Source organism: Streptomyces sp. NPDC085937, assembly GCF_044540535.1.
GTDB lineage: Bacteria > Actinomycetota > Actinomycetes > Streptomycetales > Streptomycetaceae > Streptomyces.
The window spans coordinates 355,995-371,894 of record NZ_JBITSH010000004.1 but is presented as its reverse complement, the minus strand read 5'-3'; the positions used below and the strand labels follow the sequence as shown (position 1 = coordinate 371,894).

General features: G+C 73.3%; 12 protein-coding genes and 1 pseudogene. 3 read left to right on the top strand and 10 right to left on the bottom strand.

Translation table 11 applies throughout. The features are described 5' to 3' along the window. Window positions 1-7: 7 nt before the first annotated feature. Both ACIF8S_RS11785 and ACIF8S_RS11780 read right to left on the bottom strand, forming a co-directional pair. Window positions 8-1,816, bottom strand: coding sequence for a TerD family protein (locus ACIF8S_RS11785; protein ID WP_399998849.1), 1,809 nt, complete (start codon window positions 1,814-1,816; stop codon window positions 8-10). A 136-nt stretch (window positions 1,817-1,952) separates the two neighbouring features. Continuing rightward, window positions 1,953-2,549: a M48 family metallopeptidase gene (locus ACIF8S_RS11780; protein ID WP_037722577.1), complete on the bottom strand. Its 597-nt coding sequence runs from the start codon at window positions 2,547-2,549 to the stop codon at window positions 1,953-1,955. Between the two features lie 216 nt (window positions 2,550-2,765). Between ACIF8S_RS11780 and ACIF8S_RS11775 the strand changes: the two are divergent. Together ACIF8S_RS11775 and ACIF8S_RS11770 are read left to right on the top strand one after the other, a co-directional pair. Beyond that, window positions 2,766-3,991: pseudogene (locus ACIF8S_RS11775) on the top strand (TOMM precursor leader peptide-binding protein). Then, a complete protein-coding gene (locus ACIF8S_RS11770; RefSeq protein ID WP_399998848.1) occupies window positions 3,984-5,351 on the top strand; it encodes an ABC1 kinase family protein in 1,368 nt (455 codons plus the stop codon). The pseudogene ACIF8S_RS11775 and the gene ACIF8S_RS11770 overlap by 8 nt, the downstream one beginning before the upstream one ends. Window positions 5,352-5,399: 48 nt before the next feature. On the opposite strand, the gene ACIF8S_RS11765 is transcribed toward ACIF8S_RS11770, so the two are convergent. The 5 genes from ACIF8S_RS11765 to ACIF8S_RS11745 all read right to left on the bottom strand — a co-directional run bounded on the left by ACIF8S_RS11765 (window position 5,400) and on the right by ACIF8S_RS11745 (window position 9,292). Then, complete coding sequence (locus ACIF8S_RS11765) at window positions 5,400-5,609, bottom strand: hypothetical protein (RefSeq protein WP_399998846.1); 210 nt, start codon at window positions 5,607-5,609, stop codon at window positions 5,400-5,402. A 134-nt stretch (window positions 5,610-5,743) separates the two neighbouring features. Then, a complete protein-coding gene (locus tag ACIF8S_RS11760) occupies window positions 5,744-6,067 on the bottom strand; it encodes a hypothetical protein (RefSeq protein ID WP_024884378.1) in 324 nt (107 codons plus the stop codon). Then, window positions 6,064-6,432 carry a WhiB family transcriptional regulator gene (locus ACIF8S_RS11755; RefSeq protein WP_024884377.1) on the bottom strand — a complete coding sequence of 123 codons (369 nt, stop codon included), beginning with the start codon at window positions 6,430-6,432 and terminating at the stop codon, window positions 6,064-6,066. Before ACIF8S_RS11755 ends, ACIF8S_RS11760 begins: the two co-directional genes overlap by 4 nt. A 172-nt stretch (window positions 6,433-6,604) precedes the next feature. Beyond that, window positions 6,605-6,922 (bottom strand): hypothetical protein, encoded by a 318-nt coding sequence (locus ACIF8S_RS11750; RefSeq protein WP_399998844.1) that lies wholly within the window; start codon window positions 6,920-6,922, stop codon window positions 6,605-6,607. 162 nt (window positions 6,923-7,084) lie between these two features. Then, window positions 7,085-9,292, bottom strand: a complete 2,208-nt coding sequence (locus ACIF8S_RS11745; RefSeq protein WP_399998843.1) for an ATP-dependent DNA helicase UvrD2 — start codon at window positions 9,290-9,292, stop codon at window positions 7,085-7,087. A 192-nt stretch (window positions 9,293-9,484) separates the two neighbouring features. Here ACIF8S_RS11745 and ACIF8S_RS11740 point away from each other — a divergent pair, with 192 nt between their 5' ends. After that, window positions 9,485-9,727, top strand: coding sequence for a mycoredoxin (locus ACIF8S_RS11740; protein WP_024884374.1), 243 nt, complete (start codon window positions 9,485-9,487; stop codon window positions 9,725-9,727). Between the two features lie 80 nt (window positions 9,728-9,807). Here ACIF8S_RS11740 and nudC read toward each other — a convergent pair whose 3' ends face one another. The 3 genes from nudC to ACIF8S_RS11725 form a co-directional block, all read right to left on the bottom strand. Continuing rightward, window positions 9,808-10,752 (bottom strand): NAD(+) diphosphatase, encoded by a 945-nt coding sequence (nudC, locus tag ACIF8S_RS11735; RefSeq protein WP_399998842.1) that lies wholly within the window; start codon window positions 10,750-10,752, stop codon window positions 9,808-9,810. A gap of 146 nt (window positions 10,753-10,898) precedes the next feature. Next, entirely contained in the window at window positions 10,899-12,311 is a 1,413-nt protein-coding gene (locus tag ACIF8S_RS11730) for a dipeptidase (protein WP_399998841.1), read from the bottom strand. 10 nt (window positions 12,312-12,321) lie between these two features. Then, window positions 12,322-15,819, bottom strand: coding sequence for a UvrD-helicase domain-containing protein (locus ACIF8S_RS11725; protein ID WP_399998839.1), 3,498 nt, complete (start codon window positions 15,817-15,819; stop codon window positions 12,322-12,324). Window positions 15,820-15,900 lie beyond the last annotated feature (81 nt).

Sequence of the window (15,900 nt, the reverse complement as noted above, 5' to 3'; positions counted from 1 at the left end):
GGCTCCCTCAGATCTCGTACGGCTGGACGACGATGAAGTTGCCGGGGGCGCCCCGGAACTGCAGGTTCACGCTCTCCCCGGTGTCGCCGGGGTAGGAGTTGCGGCGCATCCGCACCTGGCTGGAGACGACCACCTGCGCTGCGGCCGACCAGGCGACCACGGCGTTGCAGTCGGCGAACGTGGTGGGTGTGACCGGCAGCACCACGGGCGTGCCGTGCGTCTTCACGACGATCGTGCCGGTGCCCTGGAACTGCATCGTGAACAGCGCGCCGCCGGGGATGCCGTGCCCCTCGATGCGGCGGATCTCGTACTGGAGTCCTTCGTCGAAGGCGAGGACGTTCTCCGCGGAGACGCACACGGCGTCACCCTGGAGCTCGATCGGGTGCAGCATCGTGGAGTTCTCGGCGAAGAACACCTGTCCCTGGCCGGTGCAGCGCATCAGCTGCATCTCCTGGCCGGTGGCGTTGCCCGCGAGGCGGCCGGTGAAGCCGGCGCCCTTGTAGCTGAAGTCGACCTTGCCCTGGTAGAGCACCATGCTGCCCTGCCGGGCCAGCACGGGCTGGCCGCCGATGCCGAGGTCGGCGCGGACGAGCTTCTTGTTCTGCTGGGTCCAACGCTGTCCGGTGGGCGTCTCCTTGTACGTCTGGAGCGCGCCGAGCACACCGGCGGCCTGCGGGGCACCCTGCGGCATCCCTTGCGGCATGCCCTGGGGCGCGCCGTAGGGAGCCTGCTGGTGGGGCACCTGGCCGGGCGGGGGCTGATGGCCGTAGCCGGGCGGGGGCGGCGCGGCCTGCGGCGGCGCGGGCGGCTGGCCGTAGCCCGGCGGAGGCGCGGGGGCTCCCGGAGGCGCCGGGGGCTGGCCGTAGCCGGGCGGGGGCGGCGCGGCCTGCGGCGGCGCGGGCGGCTGGCCGTAGCCCGGCGGAGGCGCGGGGGCTCCCGGAGGCGCCGGGGGCTGGCCGTAGCCCGGGGGTGGCGGGGGCGTCTGGCTGAAGGGGGCGGGAGCCGGGGCCGGGGGCGGCACCGGGGCGCCTCCGGGCGGCGTGTGCATGGGCGCGACGATCGTCGGCGCGGAATGAACCGGCGGCGCGGGGGCCTGCGGCGGCGCGGCGGGCGCGGGGGCCGGCGGCGTCGCGAAGCCCTGAGCGGGCTGGGGCGCCGGGCCGGGAGTGGGGGCCGGTGCGGGCGCGCCGCCTCCGGGGACGCCGAACGCGGGCGGGGCGAACCCGGGCGCGGCCTGCGGGGCCTGCGGCTGCGGGGCCTGCTGCGGCTCGGGCGCCGCGGGCTCGTCGTCGGCCACCTCGCCGCCGAAGTTGCGCAGCAGCGCGTCCAGCCCGCCGTCGAAGCCCTGGCCGACGGCGGCGAACCGCCACACGTCCTTGAAGTAGAAGTCGCCGAGCATCACGGCCCGCTCGGTGGAGAACTCCGAGCCGTTGAACGGGTACCGCGCCACTTCCTCGCCGCCCGCGACGATACGGATGTACCCGGGCCCGATCTGCGACATCTGTCCGGCGCCGTCGATCGTCGCCGTGAAGGACAGCTTCCTGATCTGCTGCGGAATCTGGTCCAGCGTGACGCGGAAGGACTCCGTGTCGCCCGCCTGTGCACCCAGGAGCTGGATGGACTCCTCGGGGGACTTCGGCTGGTTGTAGAAGACGAAGTACCGGTCGTCGGAGAGCCGTTCGTCGGCGTCGAGCCCGAAGCAGCTGATGTCGAAGCTGAGCCCCGGGCCGGAGATCTGTACTCCTACGTACAGGTCCGTGCCCGCGGTGAGGTCACTGATCCTGGCCTTGTGGCCGCGTTGGAATTCCCTGGCCATGCGTACGACCGTCCCCCATCCCGAATGTGAGTGCGTCGCGCCAGGCTAACGGCAATCCCGGACACCGGAAGCAGTCGGTACAGACCCGGTACACAACGCGCGAGCGCGCTCGCGCCGCGTCCACCTCGGACGGTGGTCACTCGTCCCGGGCGCCCGGGACGTGCGGCAGCCGCTCGGCCGCGACCACGCCCTCAAGGTAGCCGCGGGCCCGTTCGGTGCGGGGGTATGCCTCCAGCAGCCGCCAGAAGCGGGGGCCGTGTCCGGGGACCAGGAGGTGGGCCAGTTCGTGGCAGAGCACGTAGTCGACGACGTACTCCGGCATGCCCTGGAGCCGGTGGGACAGCCGGATGCTCCCCTCGGCCGGCGTGCACGAACCCCAGCGTGTGTTCTGGTTGGTCACCCAGCGCACCGAGTCGGGGCGGGCCCGGCCGTCGAAGTACTGCTCCGACAGCCGCCGCGCGCGCTCGGCCAGCTCGGCGTCGCCGAGGGTGCGCTTGCTCTCCTGGGCGGCGAGCTTGTCGAGCATGACGCTCACCCAGCGCTGCTCCTCGGCCTCGGACATCCGGGCGGGGATGAGCACGACGGTGCGATCGCCCTCGCGGTACGCGGAGACCGTTCTGCGTCTGCGGGAGCTCCTGCGGACCTCGATCGCGCTCGCCCGTGAGCCGTCCGTCGGCTGGCTCGTCGCGCTGCGCTGTGGTGTTCCGGCGCGGTGCAGTGGGTCGGCGGGCACGCCCCGACCGTACCTGCTGCACCCGGGGAAGTCCCGGCTCCGGGACGGTTCTCCGGCGATCCCGTCACCGGGCGCCGGATTTGTACGACGAATTCGGGCGCCTGTGGACAACTTTCGGCCGCGTTTCGGCGACCCTGGGCATGCTGGCAACGCCGGCCGGACCGCGAGCGGACCGGCCCGGTCACAGGCACGTTCCAGGACATACGGGGGTCCGTCATGCATCCAATGATCAAGCCCGCTCTTCGGCGCGGCTGGCGCGATCGCAACACCGTGCAGTTCGGTATGACACCGGCGCACGCGCTGACGCTGGGGCCGGTCGACACGGCCACGGGCAGCCTGCTGGACCTGCTCGACGGCACCCGCGGACTGGATCTGCTGCGCGAGGAGGGCCGGCGCATGGAGCTGCCCGACGGCCACGTCGACCGGCTGGTGCGGCGGCTGTCCCATGCCGGGCTGCTGGACGACTCCCGGGGCGGCGGGCCGGCCGCCGACGCCCTGCGCGCGAAGTCCGGCGTCCTCGACCGGCTCCGCCCGGACCTGGCCTCGCTCGGTCTGACCACCGTCGACCCGGGCGAGCCGCCGCTGGTGCTGGCGGCGCGTCGGAGCATGCGGGTGCAGGTCAGAGGGGCGGGCCGGGTGGGGGCGGCACTGGCGTCGCTGCTGTCCGGGGCGGGCGTCGGCGAGGTCGAGGTGCGGGACGTCGGACAGGTCGAGCCGTGGGACGTGGCGCCCGGCGGACTGCCCGCCGAGGCGGTCGGCGAGCGGCGGGAGGAGGCGGCCCGGCGGGCCGTGCGCCGGTGCGCGCCGGACCGGCCGCCGCGCCGCGCCGCCCGCACCCCTCTCTCCGAGAGTGATCCCGGCCACTCCCTGGTGGTGCTCGCCCCGCGGGACGACGTCGCCGTGCACGCGCCGGACCCGTCGTCCGCCGAGTCCCTCATGTCGTCGGGCACGCCCCATCTCTACGCCGGGGTGGTGGAGGGCACCGGTGTGGTCGGACCGCTCGTCCGCCCGGCGAGACCGGCTGCGCCGGCTGCTTCCAGCAGGACCGCGTCGACCGGGACCCGGCGTGGCCGCGGCTGGTGGCCCAGTGGCGCTCGGGCCGTCAGCGCAGAGTGGGTGCCTGCGATCTGGCGCTGGCCGCCACCGTGGCGGGGCTCGCCGCCGCGCACGCGCTGGCCTTCCTCGACGGACGGATGCCGTCCAGTGCGGGTGCGCGCTGGGAGGTGTCCCTCCCTCAGCTGCACTGGCAGCCCCGGCCGGTGGCGCCGCACCGTCACTGCCCGTGCGGGGCCGCTGACGCGGACCCGGACAAAGGTAAGGGAGAACACACCCCCGCCGACGGGGGGTCGCACGAGACAATGGCCGGGCAAGGGTCGTCGAAGGAGTCCCGCCGTCAGGCGGACACGGAGCGGCCGGCAAGGACCTGGAGGGCGCATGTCTGATCTTCCCCGCAAGGCGGTCACCCGGACCGCCAAGCTGGCCGCTCTCCCGCTCGGCTTCGCCGGGCGGGCGACCTGGGGACTCGGCAAGCGGATCGTGGGCGAGTCCGCGGAGCTCGTCGGCCGCGAACTCCAGCAGCGCACCGCCGAGCAGCTCTTCAAGGTGCTGGGCGAGCTCAAGGGCGGCGCCATGAAGTTCGGCCAGGCCCTGTCCGTCTTCGAGTCGGCCCTGCCGGAGGAGGTCGCCGGTCCCTACCGGGCGGCCCTGACCAAGCTGCAGGAGGCCGCCCCGCCGATGCCGACCCGCACGGTGCACGCGGTGCTCGAGGAGCGGCTGGGTGAGGACTGGCCGGAACTGTTCCAGGAGTTCGAGGACAAGCCGGCCGCGGCCGCCTCGATCGGCCAGGTGCACCGGGCGGTGTGGCACGACGGCCGAGAGGTCGCGGTCAAGGTGCAGTACCCCGGCGCCGGCGAGGCCCTGCTGTCCGACCTCAACCAGCTGAGCCGCTTCGCCCGTCTGCTGGGCCCCCTGGTTCCCGGCATGGACGTGAAGCCGCTGATCGCGGAGCTCAAGGACCGGGTCTCCGAGGAGCTGGACTACGGCCTGGAGGCGCAGGCGCAGCGGGCGCACGCCGAGGAGTTCGCCGGCGATCCCGACGTGGTCGTCCCGGACGTGGTCCACCAGTGCGAGCAGGTGCTGATCACCGAGTGGATCGACGGCACGCCGCTCTCGGAGGTCATCGCCGACGGCACCGAGGAGCAGCGCGACCGGGCCGGACAGCTCCTGGCCCGCTTCCTGTTCTCCGGTCCCGCCCGCACCGGCCTGCTGCACGCGGACCCGCATCCGGGCAACTTCCGTCTGCTTCCCGGGGGTCCGGGGGGTGAGGACGACTGGCGTCTGGGCGTCCTGGACTTCGGCACCGTCGACCGGCTGCCCGACGGGCTGCCCGCCCCCATCGGCGAAGCGCTGCGCATGACGCTGGACGGCGAGGCGGAGGCCGTCTACGAGATGCTCTGCGCGGAGGGCTTCGTCAAGGAGTCCGTGGAGCTGGACCCCGACGCCGTCCTCGACTACCTTTCGCCGATCATCGAACCGGCGCGCGCCGACGAGTTCACCTTCACCCGCGGCTGGATGCGCAGTCAGGCGGCGCGGATAGCGGATCCCCGTTCCCCGGCGTACCAGCTGGCCAAGCAGCTCAATCTGCCGCCGGCCTACCTGCTGATCCACCGGGTCACGCTGAGCACCATCGGCGTGCTGTGCCAGCTGGGTGCCACGGTTCGGCTGCGGGAGGAGCTGGAGGACTGGCTGCCGTCGTTCCTCCCCGAGGAGCCGGGCGGGGAGGACGAGGCGGCGCAGGCCTGACCGACCGGAGCGGCCGGCGTGGGAACACGGCGGACGTGGCGGACCGGGTCACCACCACGGCGAGTCAAGCCGGCCCTCGATCGCGCGCAGGTTCGCGCGGGAGCAGCGCTCGCAGTGGTGCAGGCGGATGCCGTCCTCGACGGAAAGGGTCCAGGTCGGCTGCGGGGCCGCGGCGCGCAGACCGCAGCGCGCGCAGACCAGCGGCTCGGGCTCCGTCAGGGGGCCGTCGTCGTCACTGCCACCGGGATGACTCGTCACCCGGCGACGATAACCCCGTGCGGAAGGCGTCGTCGGCCAACGCACCGCGGGGGCCGGTCCGTTCACACGGACCGGCCCCCGCGGTGCAATCGGGCCTCCGGCTGGGAGGCCGTCGCTTCAGGCGGACGTACGCCTTACTGCATGACCGCCATGGCGAGCGCGCGGCGGGCGCGCCGCGAGGCGCGCTCGGCCCGGCGCTGCATGCGGCGCGCGGTCACCAGGCCGCTGGCCTGACGTTCCCGCTGCGCCTCCTGCAGTCGCTCGTGCATATGCGCACGGGCCAGGGCTTCTGGGATGAGTTGCATCTCTCGGGTCCTGTTCTGGCGCGAGTCGTTCGCACCGCTGGTGGTGAAGTCTTCGGTCGCGGAGCCTGCGGGCTCGTGAGTGGACGGCGTCATCGGGGCCTGCTTCTGGGGGTCGTGCGTGAGGGGGCGGTCGATCGTTCCGGGGGTGTTCATGCCGTGACCGGGTTCTTGCGCGGGCGGCCACGCGGCCGCTTCCGGGCGACGACAACGCCCTGGACGAACAGCTCGCCACCCCAGACGCCCCAGGGCTCACGCCGCTCCTTGGCACCGGCGAGGCAGGCCTCGACCAGCGGGCAGGTACGGCAGAGGGACTTGGCGTACTCGACGTCCGCGGGCGACTCGGCGAAGAAGACCTCCGGGTCGTAGGAGCGGCACGGGACGGGTACGCCGAGGTTCTCGATGGCGTCGTCGAGCGCGGTGAGCGCGGTGAGCGGAGTCAAGGTCGGGTCCTCCGTGGAGCCGGGCTTGGGGATCGTGTCGGAAGGCGGTACGGACGGGACGTGTGCTTCGAGTTGCACGGGTCGTCTTCCTCGTCTGGTCGTGTCCGGCCGGTCGGCCGGGTGGCGGCTGGTACCGGGTTCTTTTCTCTTGTCCCGAGGCGCCTTGCTCTGCCTCCCCGTTCGGGGAAAACAGAAGGGCCGCGGATCCCGGATGGGGTTCCGCGGCCCTGAAGGCGCCGGCCTGATCGAATCAGGCTGGATCACTCCAGGGTTCTGGCCCACGGAAGGCCCACATCAGGTGGTGCTGCGTCGTCTGCTTCCGGAATCCGGCACCGGCCGCCGCAAAGGCATAGGCCTGCGCCTGTGCCGCTACTGCTGCTTCCAGTGCCTTGGTCGGTCGCTCATCGCGCTCAAGGACCACAAGGCCCGCGGAGGCGGGGGAGGACGCCGGACGCACGGCAGGAATGCCGGACAGACCGGTGCCCCGGTTGGAGGCGCCGAGAATGCACAGGGAGACGGCCGAGCGATCGGTCAGTTTGACGCTGGAGCTGATGTTGATGCTGATCACTGGACTCGCCTCCTCTCGGCGTCTAGGGGACCGGGCGAACCGGTCCGCGGATATGCAAGTACAACACGGAATCAGGGCCTCCGAGAAGGCCGCTGTCCCCGTGCCTAAGAACCTATGGGGATTCCCGGGGCATGCGCAAACTATTTTTCCGACGAGTTCGGATCAGTCCTGATCTTGTCCCTCGGCGGGGTCGCGGCCCGCGCAGAGGGCCAGAACGTCGTCGCCGTACCGGCGCAGCTTGCGCATCCCCACGCCGGGGATCCGGGCCAGTTCCTGCTCGCCTTCGGGGACGGCCTCCGCGATGGCGATCAGCGTCTTGTCCGTGAAGACGCAGAAGGCGGGCTGTCCGCTGCGCCGGGCCTGGTCGGCACGCCAGTCGCGCAGCCGCTCGTACAGTCCCTCGTCCATGTCGGAGGGACAGTCCTCGCAGCGCATCAGTTTCATCTCGCCGCCGTCGGTCAGCGTGCGGCCGCAGACCCGGCAGCGGGCGGGGGTGCGCTGTCTGCGGCGCGGTGCCGGCTCGGCCGCGGCGGGCGTCCTCGTGTAGGTGCCGCGCTCCACGCTTCCCGCACCGGCCGTGCCCGCGCGGCCCGCGGGGGTGTTCGACCCCGGGCGCAGTCCGTCGAGGAACCGGCTGGGACGGCGGTTGGGCCGGCCGCCCGGTGAGCGGGCGAGCGCCCAGGAGAGGTGGAGCCGCTCGCGAGCGCGGGTGACGCCGACATAGAGGAGACGGCGCTCCTCCTCGATCTGCTCGTCGGTCTTCGCGTAGGTGATCGGCATCATGCCCTCGGCGACGCCGACCAGGAAGACGACGTCCCACTCGAGGCCCTTGGCCGAGTGCAGTGAGGCGAGCGTGACGCCCTGGACCGTGGGCGCGTGCTGGGCGCCGGCCCGCTCGTCGAGTTCGACGACGAGATCGGCGAGCGTGGCGCCGGTCCGGGCGGCGGTGAAGTCCTGGGCGAGATGCACCAGGGCGGCCAGGGACTCCCAGCGCTCACGGACCGCGCCCGATCCGGCCGGCGGCTGCGGCGTCCAGCCCTCGCCCGAGATCACGGCACGCACCTGGGAGGGCAGGTCGGGGGCGTCGTCGAGGAGCGCGTCGTTGCCGCCGAAGCGGGCCGCCGCGCGCAGGGCGGTGATCGCCTTGCGCACCTCGGGACGGTCGAAGAACCGCTCGGCCCCGCGCAGTTGGTAGGGCACGCCCGCGTCGGCGAGGGCCTGCTCGTAGATCTCGGACTGGGAGTTGGTGCGGAACAGGACGGCGATCTCGCCGGCCGGGACCCCGGAGTCGATCAGTTCGCGGATGCGGCGCGCGGCGCCCTCGGCCTCGGCGGGCTCGTCGGTGTACTCGGTGAAGACCGGGTCGGTCCCCGCGGCACGCTGGGAGACCAGCTCCAGGCGGTGGTCGGCGGCCCGGCCCCGGGCCTGACCGAGCAGGCCGTTGGCCAGACGGACCACCTGGGGCGTCGAGCGGTAGTCGCGGACCAGCTTGACGACCGTGGCCCCGGGGTGACGGATACGGAAGTCCAGCAGATGGTCGGGGGTTGCTCCTGTGAACGAGTAGATCGTCTGGCTGGCGTCGCCGACCACGCACAGGTTCTCCCGGTCACCGAGCCACAGCTCCAGCAGGCGCTGCTGGAGCGGGCTGACGTCCTGGTACTCGTCGACGACGAAGTGCTGGTACTGGGCCCGGACCTGCTCGGCGACGTCCTGCCGGTCCTGGAGGACGGCGACCGTGAGGAGCAGGACGTCCTCGAAGTCGATGACGGAGCGCTCGCGCTTGAGCTCCTCGTAGGCGGCGTAGAGCTGGGCGATCTCGGCGGGGTCGCGGGGCGCCTCCCGGCCGGCCTTGGCGGCGGCGGCCAGGTAGTCCGCGGGGACGGTCTGGGTGACCTTGGACCACTCGATCTCGGCGGTGACGTCCCGCAGCTCACCCCGGTCGAGCCGGATGCGGCAGGCGGCGGCCGCGTCGGCGACCAGCTGGACCTTGCGGTCGACCAGGCGGGGCAGGGAGCCGCCGACCGCCTTGGGCCAGAAGTACTGGAGCTGACGCAGCGCCGCGGAGTGGAACGTACGCGCCTGCACACCCACCGCGCCGAGCTGACGCAGCCGGCCGCGCATCTCGCCCGCGGCGCGGTTGGTGAAGGTGACGGCGAGCACGCTGGAGGGCTGCAGGATCCCCGCCCGCACCCCGTAGGCGATGCGGTGGGTGATCGCCCTGGTCTTGCCGGTGCCGGCGCCCGCCAGCACGCACACCGGTCCGTGCAGCGCGGTCGCCACGGCGCGCTGCTCGGGGTCGAGACCTTCGAGCACCGCGTCGGCCGAGTCCGGTACCTGCGGGAAGAGGGTGGAGTGCGTTGCTGCTGTCACACAGCCATGCTGCCAGGTCGCCCGGGACGGGTGAGCCGGTTGTCCACAGGGAAGGCCCCGCAGTCGTACAAATGCGGCAAGCGTCACGTCCCCGGCTTGTCGGGGACGGGCCCGGCGGCGGGAATGCCTGCCCTTTCAAGTACGTTCCCCCCACCGAGGACTTCCCCGAGCCGCCGAAGGAGCGCGACAGGCATGCAGGGCACTGTGACGATGTACAGCACCACGTGGTGCGGCTACTGCCGCCGGCTGAAGAGCCAGATGGACCGCGAGGGCATCGCGTACACCGAGATCAACATCGAGCAGGACCCCGAGTCCGCGGCCTTCGTGGAGAAGGCCAACGGCGGCAACCAGACGGTGCCCACCGTCCTCTTCGCCGACGGCTCGACGCTCACCAACCCGTCGCTGGCGCAGGTCAAGCAGAAGATCGGCGCCTGAGCGAGCGTCCCGTACACGACGGAGCGGGGTGGCCATCCCGTGAGGGACGGCCACCCCGCTCCGTCGTGTGCGGACGGCGGTCAGAAGGTGTTGCGCATCGGCAGGTCCTCGCCGTACCAGCGTTCGATCAGCCGGGCCGCGATCGAGATGCCGTAGGGCGGGAGCACCTCGCCGGACTCGAAGGCGGCGCGGAGCTCGTCGCGGGAGAACCAGCGGGCCTCGTGGATCTCGTCGCCGTCCACGTTGATCTCGGAGGAGGTGGCGTGGGCGACGAAGCCGAGCATGAGGCTGGAGGGGAACGGCCAGGGCTGGCTGGCGACGTACTCGACCTCGCCGACGGCGATGCCGACCTCTTCGTGCACCTCGCGGCGCACCGACTCCTCGATGGCCTCGCCCGGTTCGACGAACCCGGCGAGCGTGGAGAAACGGCCCTCCGGCCAGTGGACCTGGCGGCCGAGCAGGATGCGGTCCTTGTCGTCGATCACCGACATGATCACCGCGGGGTCGGTGCGCGGGTAGTGCTCGGCGCCGCAGGCGGGGCAGCGGCGGATGTGGCCGGCGGCGGCGATGACGGTGCGCTCGCCGCAGCGGGAGCAGAAGCGGTGCAGCCGCTGCCAGTTCTCCAGGGCGACGGCGTGCACCATCAGGCCCGCCTCGCGGGGCGACAGGAGCAGCCCCGCCTCGCGCAGGCCGGCGGGGCGGGCGGAGTCGTCCATGCGCCCGGGCAGGGCGTCCTTCTGCAGCGCGAAGTAGCTGACGCCGTCCTCGTCGGTGCCCAGGAAGTAGCGGTGTGCCTCGGTGAGCGGGGCCTCGAAGGACGGGGTCATGACGAGTTCGGTGCGCCCGTCGGGCGTCTCGTCGATGAGGACCTGGCCGCCTGAGACCACGAAGCAGCGGGTTGAGGGGTGGCTCCACGCCGCCGCGAGCCATGCCTCGTCGAGCCGGTGGTGGGCGGCGCGGTCGATGCCGCTCGGGGCGGTGAGCGAAATGGGGCGGTCGGCGGTGTGGTCGGTCCTGGTGGTCACGGGTGCTTCCAACTCCCCCGGGGGAACGGATCGGGTCGGCGGGCGGTCTGGCGGACGAAGGCGGGAGGGACCGGGTCCGGCGGGCGCGAGGCGCGGCTTCTCCAGTGTGCCGCGCGCGGGCGGGCATTTCCGGACGGCGTCAGTGGTCAGGGGGCGTGCCGCCAGTGCTCGGCGAGATCGCCCCAGAGGTGGGCGCTGGTCTCGGCGCCCTTGAGCAGCAGGTCCAGCTCGACCTTCTCGTCGGGGGCGTGCCAGCCGTCGGACGGGACGGAGATGCCGAGGAAGAGCACCGGCGCCCCGAGGACGTCCTGGAGGTCGGCGGCCGGGCCGGATCCTCCCTCGCGCGTGAAGAGCACGGGTTTGTCGAAGGCGCGGCCCATCGCCCGGACCACGGACCGCAGAGCGGGGTGGTCGAGCGGGGTGAGGCAGGGGCGGGTGGCGGGGCAGAAGGTGATCTCGTGCCGGATGCCGTCCGGCACCTGCCCGGGCACCCAGGCGCCGACCGCGTCCCGTACCTGTGCGGGGTCCTGGCCGGCGACCAGCCGGAAGGACAGCTTCACCATGGCGGAGGAGGGGATGATCGTCTTGCTGCCGGGGCCCTGGTAGCCGCCGCCGATGCCGTTGACCTCGGCGGTGGGGCGTGCCCAGATGCGCTCCAGGGTGCTGTAACCGGCCTCGCCTCCGGTGCCGTGCGACCGGGCGGTGCGCAGCCACCGCTCCTCGTCGAAGGGCAGCCGGGCGAAGAGGTCACGCTCGCGGTCGGTGAGCTCGACGACGCCGTCGTAGAAGCCGGGGATCGCGACCCGGCCGTCCTCGTCGTGCAGGGCGGCCACCAGCCGGGCCACGGTGGTGGCGGGGTTGGGCACCGCGCCGCCGAAGGAGCCGGAGTGGATGTCCTGGTCGGGGCCGTACAGCCGGATCTCGCACTCGGCGAGGCCGCGCATGCCGGTGCACACGGTCGGGGTGTCCTCGGACCACATGCCGGTGTCGGAGACGATCACGGCGTCGGCGGCGAGCCGGTCGGCGTGCTGTTCGACGAGCGCCCGGAAGTGGGGGGAGCCGGACTCCTCCTCGCCCTCGATCAGCAGCTTCAGGTGGACGGCGGGGCTGGTGCGGCCGGTGGCGGCGAGGTGGGCGCGCACGCCGAGGGTGTGGAAGAAGACCTGGCCCTTGTCGTCGGCGGCACCGCGCGCGTAGAGGCGGTTGCCGCGGACGACGGGTTCGAAGGGGTCGCTGTCCCAGCCGTCCTCGCGCGCGGCGGGCTGCACGTCGTGGTGGCCGTACACCAGGACGGTCGGCGCGGCAGGGTCGTCGGCCGGCCACTCGGCGTAGACCGCGGGGGCGCCGGGGGTGTCCCAGATCTCGGCCGTGGGGAAGCCGGTGTCCTTGAGGGCGGCGGCGAGCCAGTCGGCGCTGCGGCGCACGTCGGGGGCGTGGTCGGGCTGGGCCGAGACGGAGGGGATGCGCAGCCACGCGGAGAGGTCGTCGAGGAACGCCGCGCGGTGGTCTGCGATGTAGGTACGGACGGCGTCGACGGCATTGTCAACGGGCTTGCTCATACCTACGAGCCTATCGGGCCGCGGGGGTGTCCTCGGAGTGCGGAATCTCACCGTACGGGTCCTCCAGCAGCAGTCGCTCCAGTTCGGCGCGGCCGGGGAGGCGCTCGGGACGCACCACTTCGCCGGTGCGCACGTGGAGGAAGGCGGCGCTGACGGCGTCCAGCGGGACGCCCTGCTGCTCGGCCCAGGCGAGCCGGTAGACGGCGAGCTGCAGCGGGTCGGCGGTGCGGCCCCGGCCGGTCTTCCAGTCGACGATCTCGTACGTGACCGCGTCCCCCTCCCCGGTGCCCTCGTGCCGGTAGACGGCGTCTATGCGGCCGCGGACGACGCGTCCGGCGATCGACAGCTGGAACGGCGCCTCCACGCGGTGGGGGGTCCGGTGGGCGTACGCGGTGCGTTCGAAGGCCTCCTTGAGGGCCTCCAGGTCGCGCTCGTCGGCGATCTCGGCATCGCTTCCGGGCAGTTCCTCGGGGTCGAGCATCGGCAGGGTGAGCTCTTCGAAGCGTGCCTCGACCCAGGCGTGGAACCGGGTGCCGCGGCGCGCGGCGGGCTGGGGCGGCCGGGGCATGGGGCGGGCCAGTTCCCGCGCGAAGCCGTCGGGGTCGTCGGCCAGCCGGAGCAGCTGGGAGGCGGTGAGGGAGGCGGGCAGCCGGACCTCGGTGACACTGTCGCGGGCGCGCAGCAGCTCCCCGGTGAGGGCGTCCAGGTCGCGGTCCCAGGAGGCGACGGTGCGGGCCTCCTCGGGGGTGAGGTGGCCCTCGGCGGGCGCGGGGAGGTCCGGCCGGGACCGTGCGGACTCGTCCGGGGCGGTCGCCTGGTGGGGGACGACGGGGCGCTCGGTGGGCAGGGAGTCCCAGTCGACGGCGCCCACCGCGCCGGGCTCCTCCGGGTACGGATCGTCGGCGTAGTCCTCCGGGTACGGCTCCTCGTCGTCCGGCGGGGGCGGCCAGTCCGGGTCGTCGTGGGCTCCCGGGTCGTGGACGGCCGGAGCGGCGTCCGGATCGGCGGCGAGACGGTCCAGGTGGGCGAGGACGGTCGCGGCGGCGGCACGGCGCCGGGCGAGGGCCGCGTCGTCCAGGGGCAGCGGCCAGGCCTGGTCGTCGCCGGACCGCCGCAGGGCCGGGTTCTCCTGGTCCTCGGCGGGTTCGTCCGCCCAGGCCTCGATCTCGCCGTACCCGGCGGCGCAGTGCTCGTAGAGGGCGAGCAGGAACGCGGAGGGTCCCCGGGGCTTCTTCTGGCTGGGGCCCCACCAGTGACCGGAGCCGAGCAGCAGGGAGCGGGGGCGGGTGAAGGTGACGTAGCCGAGGCGCAGCTCCTCGGTGTGCTGATGCTCCTTCATGGCCTCGTGGAAGGCCTTCAGCCCCCGCGCGTCCCAGGAGGGCACGTCGGGCAGGGTGTCGGCGTCGCCGCGCAGCCGGTGCGGCAGCACCTTGCCCTGGGCGGTCCACTTCTCGCGGCCCCGGTCGCTCGGAAAGGTGCCGGTGACCAGCCCGGGCACGGCGACGACGTCCCACTCCAGGCCCTTGGACTTGTGCGCGGTGAGCACCTTGACGGTGTTCTCGCCTCCCGGCAGCGCGTTGTCCAGGCCCTTCTCGTACTGGGCGGCGGTGCGCAGGAAGCCGAGGAAGGCGAGCAGCGTGGCCTCGTTGTCGCCGGCGGCGAAGGACGCGGCGATGTCCAGGAAGTTGGCCAGGGTCTCGCGGCGCCGGGCGGCCAGGGCGTGCGGGGACGCGGACAGCTCGACCTCGAGGCCGGTGACGGCGAGGACGCGGTGGAGTACGTCCATGAGGGGGTCGGCGAGGGAGCGGCGCAGGTCGCGGAGCTCGGCGGCGAGGCGGGCGAAACGCACGCGCGCGTCCGGCGAGAAGGGCAGCCCGTCGTCGTCCCCGCCGCCTTCCAGCGGGGTCTCCAGGAACGTGTCGAGGGCGTCGGCGAGCGAGATCACCTCGGCGGGGTCGACGCCCTCGACGGCTTCGGCGAGCCGCCGGTCGGGGTCGTCGTCGCCGTCCACGCGCGCGTGGGACACCAGGCGGCGGGCGCGCCGGCCGAGCAGGGCGAGGTCGCGGGGGCCGATGCGCCAGCGCGGGCCGGTCAGCAGCCGGACGAGGGAGGCGTTCGCTCCGGGGTCCTGGAGGACCTCGCAGACGGCGACGAGGTCGGCGATCTCGGGCAGGTGCAGCAGTCCGGACAGGCCGACGACCTCGACGGGGACGTCCCGGGCGACCAGGGCGGCCTGGATCTCGGCGAAGTCCGTCGCCGTGCGGCACAGGACGGCGATCTCGCCGGGCGCCTTGCCAGTGTTCACGAGGTGCGCGATCGAGTCCGCGATCCAGTCGATCTCCGCCGCGTGCGTGGACAGCAGGGCGCAGCGCACGGTGCCGTCGCGCTCGGCGCCGGGTGCCGGGCGCAGCGCCTCCACGCCCGCGTGCATGGCGCGCAGCGGCTCGGCGAGGCCGTTGGCGAGGTCGAGCAGCCGGCCGCCGCTGCGGCGGTTCTCGCTGAGCGACTGGCGGGTGGCGGGGCGGCCGTCGGCGTGCGGGAAGTGCTCGGGGAAGTCGTCGAGGTTGGCGACGGAGGCGCCGCGCCAGCCGTAGATCGCCTGGCAGGGGTCGCCGACGGCGGTCACCGGGTGGCCGGTGCCGCCCCCGAAGAGTCCGGCGAGGAGGACGCGCTGGGCGACGGAGGTGTCCTGGTACTCGTCGAGGAGGACGACCCGGAACTCGTCGCGCAGCACGCGGCCCACCTCGGGCAGGGTGGCGAGCCGCGCGGACAGGGCGATCTGGTCGCCGAAGTCGAGCAGGTCGCGCTCACGCTTGGCGGCCCGGTAGCGCTGCACCAGCTCGGCGAGTTCACGGCGCGCGGCGGCGGCCTCGGGGACCTTGCGCAGGTCGGCGTTGGTGAGCTTGGTGTTCTCCAGGGCGCGGAGCAGTTCGGCGTCGTGGGCGCGCAGGTCCTCGGGGCGCACCAGGTGCTCGGAGAGTTCCGCGTCGAGGGTGAGGAGGTCGCCCACGAGGTCGGGGAAGGAGCGGGTGAGGGCCGGGTAGAGGCCGGGCGCCTCGCGCAGCACGCGCGCGGCGAGCTGGTATCGGGTGGCGTCGGCGAGCAGCCGGGATGCGGGCTCCAGGCCGATGCGCAGCCCGTGGTCGGTGAGCAGCCGGCCGGCGAAGGCGTGGTACGTGGAGATCACCGGCTCGCCCGGCGGGTTGTCCGGGTCGATGGCGTCCGGGTCGGTGACGCCGGCCTTGATCAGGGCGGTGCGGACGCGTTCGGCGAGCTCCCCGGCGGCCTTGTTGGTGAAGGTGAGACCGAGGACCTGTTCGGGGGCGACCTGGCCGGTGCCGACCAGCCACACCACGCGCGCCGCCATCACCGTCGTCTTGCCGGAACCGGCTCCGGCCACGATCACCTGCGGGGCGGGCGGCGCGGTGATGCAGGCCGTCTGCTCCGGGGTGAACGGGATCCCGAGGAGCTCCTTGAGCTGGTCGGGATCGGTGATACGGGCGGGCACACACCGAATCTAGCGGCGAGCGCTGACACCGGGGGCGCACTGAGCCCACCGGAAGAGGAGAACCGCAGGTCAGACGGGGTG

Excerpts from the sequence above, each read along its gene's own strand:
- ACIF8S_RS11785 (WP_399998849.1), bottom strand. The coding sequence starts at position 1,816 with ATGGCCAGGGAATTCCAACGCGGCCACAAGGCCAGGATCAGTGACCTC.
- ACIF8S_RS11730 (WP_399998841.1), bottom strand. The coding sequence starts at position 12,311 with ATGAGCAAGCCCGTTGACAATGCCGTCGACGCCGTCCGTACCTACATC.
- ACIF8S_RS11740 (WP_024884374.1), top strand. The coding sequence starts at position 9,485 with ATGCAGGGCACTGTGACGATGTACAGCACCACGTGGTGCGGCTACTGC.
- ACIF8S_RS11770 (WP_399998848.1), top strand. The coding sequence starts at position 3,984 with ATGTCTGATCTTCCCCGCAAGGCGGTCACCCGGACCGCCAAGCTGGCC.
- ACIF8S_RS11760 (WP_024884378.1), bottom strand. The coding sequence starts at position 6,067 with ATGAACACCCCCGGAACGATCGACCGCCCCCTCACGCACGACCCCCAG.